The organism is Acinetobacter sp. 129952, from assembly GCF_056642055.1.
In genome coordinates this window covers 60533-67892 of record NZ_JBWVSU010000013.1, presented here as the reverse complement: position 1 = coordinate 67892, position 7360 = coordinate 60533, and the positions used below count along the sequence as shown (strand labels likewise).

General features: G+C 44.3%; 4 protein-coding genes and 4 tRNA genes. All 8 read right to left on the bottom strand.

Annotation, left to right across the window (positions count from 1 at the left end; genetic code table 11):
• Positions 1-762: 762 nt before the first annotated feature.
• Positions 763-839 (bottom strand) — tRNA-Pro (locus AC1IR0_RS13310).
• A 17-nt stretch (positions 840-856) separates the two neighbouring features.
• A tRNA-His gene (locus AC1IR0_RS13305) sits at positions 857-932 on the bottom strand.
• A gap of 33 nt (positions 933-965) precedes the next feature.
• A tRNA-Arg gene (locus tag AC1IR0_RS13300) sits at positions 966-1042 on the bottom strand.
• 34 nt (positions 1043-1076) lie between these two features.
• Positions 1077-1153 (bottom strand) — tRNA-Pro (locus tag AC1IR0_RS13295).
• Between the two features lie 151 nt (positions 1154-1304).
• Positions 1305-2372 carry a quinolinate synthase NadA gene (gene nadA, locus AC1IR0_RS13290; RefSeq protein WP_409666754.1) on the bottom strand — a complete coding sequence of 356 codons (1068 nt, stop codon included), beginning with the start codon at positions 2370-2372 and terminating at the stop codon, positions 1305-1307.
• A 153-nt stretch (positions 2373-2525) separates the two neighbouring features.
• The gene (gene argJ / locus AC1IR0_RS13285; protein ID WP_409666752.1) at positions 2526-3746 is read right to left on the bottom strand and encodes a bifunctional glutamate N-acetyltransferase/amino-acid acetyltransferase ArgJ; all 1221 of its coding nucleotides are present in this window, start codon (positions 3744-3746) and stop codon (positions 2526-2528) included.
• Positions 3747-3904: 158 nt separating this feature from the next.
• Complete coding sequence (locus AC1IR0_RS13280) at positions 3905-4258, bottom strand: hypothetical protein (protein ID WP_004281675.1); 354 nt, start codon at positions 4256-4258, stop codon at positions 3905-3907.
• Positions 4259-4395: 137 nt separating this feature from the next.
• Positions 4396-7122, bottom strand: a complete 2727-nt coding sequence (gene secA / locus AC1IR0_RS13275) for a preprotein translocase subunit SecA (RefSeq protein WP_479741467.1) — start codon at positions 7120-7122, stop codon at positions 4396-4398.
• Positions 7123-7360 lie beyond the last annotated feature (238 nt).

Below are 7360 nucleotides of genomic sequence, written 5' to 3'. Positions count from 1 at the left end.
TAATCTCTTAATGATCTTCTTGCTAATTCGTCACCAGCAAGCTAGGTCGGCTATATTACTCTCTATCTCTAGAAAGTCAACCAGTAATGAAAACTATTTTTAAACTTTCTTCCTAAAACCCAACTCAATCAAACTTAACTAAGTCACTGTTTTATCAGAAGTTTTAATCTTCATCACCGCCGATGGATGTGCATTCTACAGGATTCCCAACCCAATACAACCCCTATTCTTAAATAATTCAGCAAAATCATCACGACTGTTTATTTATTCTACAAAAAATACAGGTTTTTCTATTTTTCACTCAAAATTTATTCAATTATTGATGTTTTAAAGTAGTTTATTTACTTATCAATGGGTATTTCTAGTTAATTTAATTGCTATATCTATCTAAAAATTTTTTATTGTCTTTATTTCAGATCAAACACAACAGATGAGTTAATAAAATAGATTTACTATGGAATCCCTTACCCATTTTAAAAATATAATCCTCATCCATCCATTAAAATTCCATTCAACAAGATAATCACTCTATAGATAAACTCTGGTTAAATTGTTGAATGATTAAAATTAAGAGTGAAGCAATGCGAGAAGAAAGCAATCTTCAATGCACAGTTTTATTAGATGAAAAATAATTTAATAGGAATTCGAGCATTCATCATGATAGCCACCGATAACAATTGTATATTTTTTATTCACATTGAATTTCAGGCATAAAAAAACCGCTTAACGCGGTATCTTTTATCTCGACCATCTTGAAGGAGATGGTCGGAGCAGTAGGATTCGAACCTACGACCCCCTGGTCCCAAACCAGGTGCACTACCAGGCTGTGCTATGCTCCGATTTCAACTTTAAAAGTTGGGGTGAATGACGGGATTCGAACCCGCGACAACTGGAATCACAATCCAGGGCTCTACCAACTGAGCTACATCCACCATCATTTTGATTCTTAACATCAAGCGACCAAATGGCGCGCCTGACAGGATTCGAACCTGTGACCATCCGCTTAGAAGGCGGATGCTCTATCCAACTGAGCTACAAGCGCGTTACTGATGCAAACATCATTTGCCTTGAAGAATTGGTCGGAGCAGTAGGATTCGAACCTACGACCCCCTGGTCCCAAACCAGGTGCACTACCAGGCTGTGCTATGCTCCGATTCATCTCAGCTTTCGTATCGAACATCGTTCGGTACGGTGTGCATTCTAGGCGCGACGCCCGGAGACGTCAACACCTATATTTAAAAAAAACCGAAAAAACGCTTCAAGCGTTTATTTATCAATCGCTTCAGACATTTTTTATACAAATTTTAACGTTTTAGTCCGGCACTAAAGTTCAGCATGCGATCTAGAGGCAGTTTAGCTCGTTCAGCAAGTACCGGATCGACATGCACTTCCTGATCTTTATGCTGTAACACATGCAAGATACCATCCAGCTCGTTCATGGCCATCCAAGGACAATGCGCACAAGAACGACAAGTTGCCCCCTCTCCTGCGGTTGGTGCTTCAATCAGAATTTTATCCGGCACTGCCTGCTGCATTTTATAAAAAATACCGCGATCAGTAGCTACGATTAAACGCTGATTTGGCAAAGTTTGTGCTGCTTTAATTAATTGTGAGGTACTACCCACCGCATCGGCAATCTCGACCACAGACATCGGTGATTCGGGATGTACCAGAACTGCCGCATCTGGATAGAGCTCTTTCATATTGGCAATACCGCGTGAACGGAATTCTTCATGCACGATACAGGCGCCATCCCAGAGCAACATCTCTGCACCGGTTTTTTTCTGGATATAACGACCCAGATGCTGATCTGGTGCCCAGATGATTTTTTCGCCCAGACTGTCCAGATGTTCGATAATTTCCACTGCACAACTTGAAGTGACGACCCAATCGGCTCGGGCTTTCACGGCCGCTGACGTGTTGGCATAAACCACCACGGTATGATCCGGGTGCGCATCGCAAAAAGCGGTAAACTCATCGACAGGACAACCTAAGTCCAGTGAACAGGTCGCTTCCAAAGTTGGCATCAGCACGGTTTTATTGAGTGAAAGAATTTTAGAGGTTTCGCCCATAAATTTCACACCAGCTACCACAAGCGTTGAAGCTGGATGATCGCGACCAAAACGCGCCATTTCCAGTGAATCGGAAACACAGCCCCCCGTCAGTTCAGCCAGTTCTTGCACTTCAGGATCACAATAATAATGCGCCACCAAAACAGCATCCTGTTTTTCCAGCTCTGCCTTGATCTGTGCAAATTTGTCCAATTTTTCCTGCTGGCTCATTTGATGTTCTTGTGGAACACCTAAACGATCTAAATGCGCCTGCACAATCGATTTAGCTTCATTGGCTATTAATTTGGTCGCATCATTCATAACAACTCTTACTCTACCCTCATGGTTCACTATTCAATGAACCTTTCACCCTACATCCCGGTCATCTCTGGCGAAATGCTATTTTTGACCAGTCATTAAAAATCATTAAGTATAAAAAAAGCCCCACAACGGAGGCTTTATAAACAATCTGAATTATGAGCGATAATCTGCATTGATTTTTACGTAGTCATACGACAGGTCACAGGTATAAACCGTATCTTTTGCCTGACCTCGTCCAAGATCAACACGAATCGTCATTTCAGCCTGGGCCATCACACGTGCACCGGCTGCTTCAGTATAGTCTGCTGCCGCACCACCATCTTTGCAGATTTGTACATCATCTAACCAAACCTGAATTTTTGCAACGTCTAAATTTGGCACACCGGCATAACCAATCGCTGCCAGAATACGGCCCCAGTTTGGGTCAGAAGCAAAGATTGCGGTTTTGACCAGCGGTGAATGCGCAATGCTATAGGCAATATCGCAGCACTCTTGAGTATTGCCACCACCTTCTACAGTCACGGTAATGAATTTAGTCGCACCTTCACCATCACGTACAATCAGTTGCGCAAGGCGTTTCATGGTACGTGTCAATACGTCTAGCACCACTGCATAACGTGGATCTTCAGTCGAAGTGATTTCAGCACCACCGGCCTGACCTGTGGCAATAAAAATACACGAGTCATTAGTTGAGGTATCGCCATCAATTGTAATACGGTTAAACGATACATTGACTGTTTCAGTTAATAACGGTTGAACCAGTTCACGGCTGATCGGTGCATCCGTCGCCACATAACCCAGCATGGTCGCCATATTGGGACGAATCATGCCTGCACCTTTGGAAATACCGGTCATGGTATAAGTCACACCATCCAGCTCGAACTGTTCTGAAGCACCTTTCGGGGTGGTATCTGTGGTCATGATTCCAGTTGCTGCATCGACCCAGGCATCATCACGCAATGAATCCAGCGCAGGCTGTAAACCTGTAAGCAAACGCTCCATTGGAAGCTGCTCACCAATCACACCAGTCGAGAATGGCAACACTTCAGCAGCCTGTACGCCTGCAAGTTCAGCCAGCTTGGCACAGGTGGCTTCTGCATTTGCCATGCCTGTAGGGCCTGTTCCTGCATTGGCATTTCCGGTATTGATTACCAGGTAACGTGGATTACCCGCTTGCAAATGGGCTTTAGATACATGCACTGGTGCTGCACAAAAGGCATTCTGGGTAAACACCCCTGCAACATTGGAGCCTGCAGCCAGTTCAAATATCACCAGGTCACGTCGGTTCTGATAGCGCACATAGGCTTCAGCCGAACCAATTTTAACCCCTTTCACCACATGCATCTGTGGCATAGATACGTCACCAACTGCCATTTTAAAGTCCAATATTGAAGTTTTAGAAAAATACAGCTTAGTTGATCTGCAACAAAAAATCGAGCCAAAGCCTGAGCCAGCCTGAGATTTGTTATGGATTTTCACAATAAAAAACCAGTCATCAAGACTGGTTTCTACATTTTTAAAATAAGATATTTTTAATTTTGTGCAAGTTGTCCAGATTCGCTTAGCAAAGCCTGTTTCGCCTGTTGTTGACTTGCAGTAGAAAGTGCCGGATTTGTAGCAACAATACGGTCTGCATTTGCCGCATTGGCAGCTGCAATCGCAGCCGTCTGCAACACAATCGGACGATTCTGGTTGGCAAAGGTATAACGGATGCCGGTACGTGGGCTTGCCACAGTCACTTGTGCATCGGTACGTTGTACTTGAGCAGTGTTAGTACCCACCGCTTGCTGAACTTTATCAATTGTTGTGGTCGCTGCAGTTTGTGCAAAACTTAAGGCAGGCATTGCCAAAACGGCAATCATGAGCGTTTTTAATACTTTTTTCATTCAGGTTATTCCACTTTGAGGTGTTGAATGAGCCATTAAATAGCATTTAATTCCTAAGACTGCAAACAGTATTCAATTTCTGAAAAATCTTCATACATAAAAAATCAGAGCCATGGGGCTCTGATTTTTAATAGCGTTTAGATCTTACCATGACACTGTTTGTATTTCAGGCCTGAACCACATGGACAAGGTGCATTACGACTTGCCGGTGCTTCAAAAACTGGTGCTACCGGATTGGCCTGAGCATTTTGCTCGGTCGTCACCTCATAGTCGCCTGCCAACAAGCCGTCAAACTCTTCATGAGATAACTGCAAACGCATTGCCTCAGCCTGTGCCTGCTGCTGTGCTTCCATTTCCGCCAGCTCTTCAGGGGTCGGTACGTGGATGCGTGACAGATCTGTCACGACATCGGATTTGATCGTACCCAGCATGTTCACAAACAGGTTATAAGCTTCTTTTTTGTATTCCTGCTCCGGATTCTTCTGCGCATAACCACGTAAATGAATACCCTGACGCAAGTAATCCATAGCCGCCAGATGCTCTTTCCAATGACGGTCCAGAGAATTCAGCATAAAGTGACGTTCAAGCGATGCTGCAGATTCCCCACCCATTTGTTCACGACGCGAACGGTAGCGGTTCAGCACTTCATCGGTAATACGAACCACCAAAGCTTCTTCATCCAGACGACGGTCCTGTTCCAGCCATTGCCCGATAGGAAGATCCATCGAAAGATCTTCACGTAGCGCCAGTTCCAGACCTTCAATATCCCACTGGTCATGAATCGATTCAGGTGGAATATAGTTGGCGATCACACCCTGCATCACTTCACGGATCATTTCTTCAATATAATCCTGCAGTGAATTTTCTGCCAAAATGTCATCACGCTGACTATAAATGATCTTACGCTGTTCGTTATTCACGTCATCGTATTTCAGCAAGTTCTTACGAATATCGAAGTTACGTGCTTCCACTTTACGCTGCGCATTTTCAATCGAGCGAGACACCATTTTGTGCTCAATCGCTTCATCTTCCTGCAAGCCCATGGCACGCATCATGCCGACTACGCGATCACCGGCGAAAATACGCATCAAGTCATCTTCAAGTGACAGGTAGAAACGTGATACACCCGGGTCACCCTGACGACCGGCACGGCCACGCAGCTGGTTATCGATACGGCGTGATTCATGACGCTCGGAACCGATAATATGCAAACCGCCTGAATCCAGCACGGCCTGGTGATTAACATCCCATTCTGCTTTCAGACGAGTTTCATCTTCAGGAGTCGGGTTTTCAATTTTAGCCAGCAACGCCTTCCAGTTACCACCCAACAGGATATCGGTACCACGACCGGCCATGTTAGTGGCAATCGTCACTGCACGCGGCGCACCGGCCTGCGCAATAATATCGGCTTCACGTTCGTGCTGTTTGGCATTCAGTACTTCATGCTGGATCCCTGCAGCTTTTAGCTTATCCGACAGGATCTCAGAAGCTTCAATGGTGGCTGTACCAATCAGAATTGGTGCAACACCAGCTTCATGCACACGCTGAATTTCTTGAATAATCGCGTTATATTTTCCTTCACGATTTAAGTAAATTAAATCGTTATGGTCTTGACGAATCATTGGACGGTGAGTTGGAATCAGCACCACATCCAGACCATAAATTTCTTTCATTTCCGCTGCTTCAGTATCAGCAGTACCGGTCATACCGGACAGTTTTTTATACAGACGGAAATAGTTCTGGAAGGTTGTGGTTGCCAGAGTCTGGTTTTCTGGCTGGATTTCCAGACCTTCTTTGGCTTCTACGGCTTGATGCAAACCTTCAGACCAACGACGTCCCGGCATAGTACGACCGGTATTTTCATCGACAATAATCACTTCACCATCGTTGATGATGTATTGGACATTACGCTGATAGAGATAATGCGCACGGATCGCTGCAGTAACATGATGCAACAGGTTTAGGTTCGATGCTGAATACAAGCTCTCGCCTTCTGCCAACAAGCCCATTTCTATCAGTTCACTTTCAATGGTTTCAAAACCCACTTCAGTAATTTCAACTGAACGCTGTTTTTCATCAATCCAGAAGTGACCGCCATCCGGCACTTTCTCTTCTTTCTGTGCCTGTAATTTTGGTGGAATATTATTGATGGCTGCATAAAGCTGTGAAGAATCTTCACTTTGACCGGAAATAATCAACGGGGTACGTGCTTCATCAATCAGGATCGAATCGACCTCATCGATAATCGCATAGGTCAAACCACGCTGCTTTTTCTCTACTAGCGAGAACACCATGTTGTCACGCAGGTAGTCAAAGCCAAATTCGTTATTGGTACCGTAAGTAATATCGGCACGATAAGCTTCAGCTTTTTCCATCGGATTTTGCATGGAATAAATAATGCCGATGCTTAGACCCAAAAATTCGAATAATGGACGGTTCAACTCAGCATCACGTTGCGCCAGGTAATCGTTCACGGTAATGACATGCACGCCCTGACCACTGATGGCATTCAGATAACAGGCCAAAGTACCCATCAGGGTTTTACCTTCACCGGTACGCATTTCTGCGATTTTACCTTCATGCAAGGTAATACCACCGATCAGCTGCACGTCATAATGACGCATGCCCATCACCCGCTTCGCGGCTTCACGACAGACTGCAAATGCTTCAGGCAATAGTTTATCGAGGGTTTCACCCTTATTATATCGTTGTTTGAATTCTTCAGTTTTTGCAGATAAGTCTGCATCGCTAAGGGTAGATATCGTCGGCTCGAGCACATTAATCTTGTCTACGATTTTACGCATGCGTTTGAGTTCGCGCTCATTTTTGGTACCGAAGATTCCTCCGATCAGACTTGCCAACATGAATAGACTCTCTAAATCTTGCTTGTCAAATGAATATGTTCTTAGTCGTTATTATGGTGCTAGAAATTTGAACTACAAGGGTTTTGCTGTAAAACCGCTAAAAAAATCTGATCCTTAGTTCTAGCCCTAAGATCTAAGGCAAAGTAATGTAGCAAATTTTCCCTGTGCAACATAGTCAATTAAGTGACTGATTTTTGCGCTTCTGGATAGATGGATATCCTACTTATGCAATTTACTC

What these genes read in the sequence shown, in the direction of transcription:
- AC1IR0_RS13280 (WP_004281675.1), bottom strand. Translation starts at nt 4,258, where the DNA reads ATGAAAAAAGTATTAAAAACGCTCATGATTGCCGTTTTGGCAATGCCT.
- secA (WP_479741467.1), bottom strand. Translation starts at nt 7,122, where the DNA reads ATGTTGGCAAGTCTGATCGGAGGAATCTTCGGTACCAAAAATGAGCGC.
- argJ (WP_409666752.1), bottom strand. Translation starts at nt 3,746, where the DNA reads ATGGCAGTTGGTGACGTATCTATGCCACAGATGCATGTGGTGAAAGGG.
- nadA (WP_409666754.1), bottom strand. Translation starts at nt 2,372, where the DNA reads ATGAATGATGCGACCAAATTAATAGCCAATGAAGCTAAATCGATTGTG.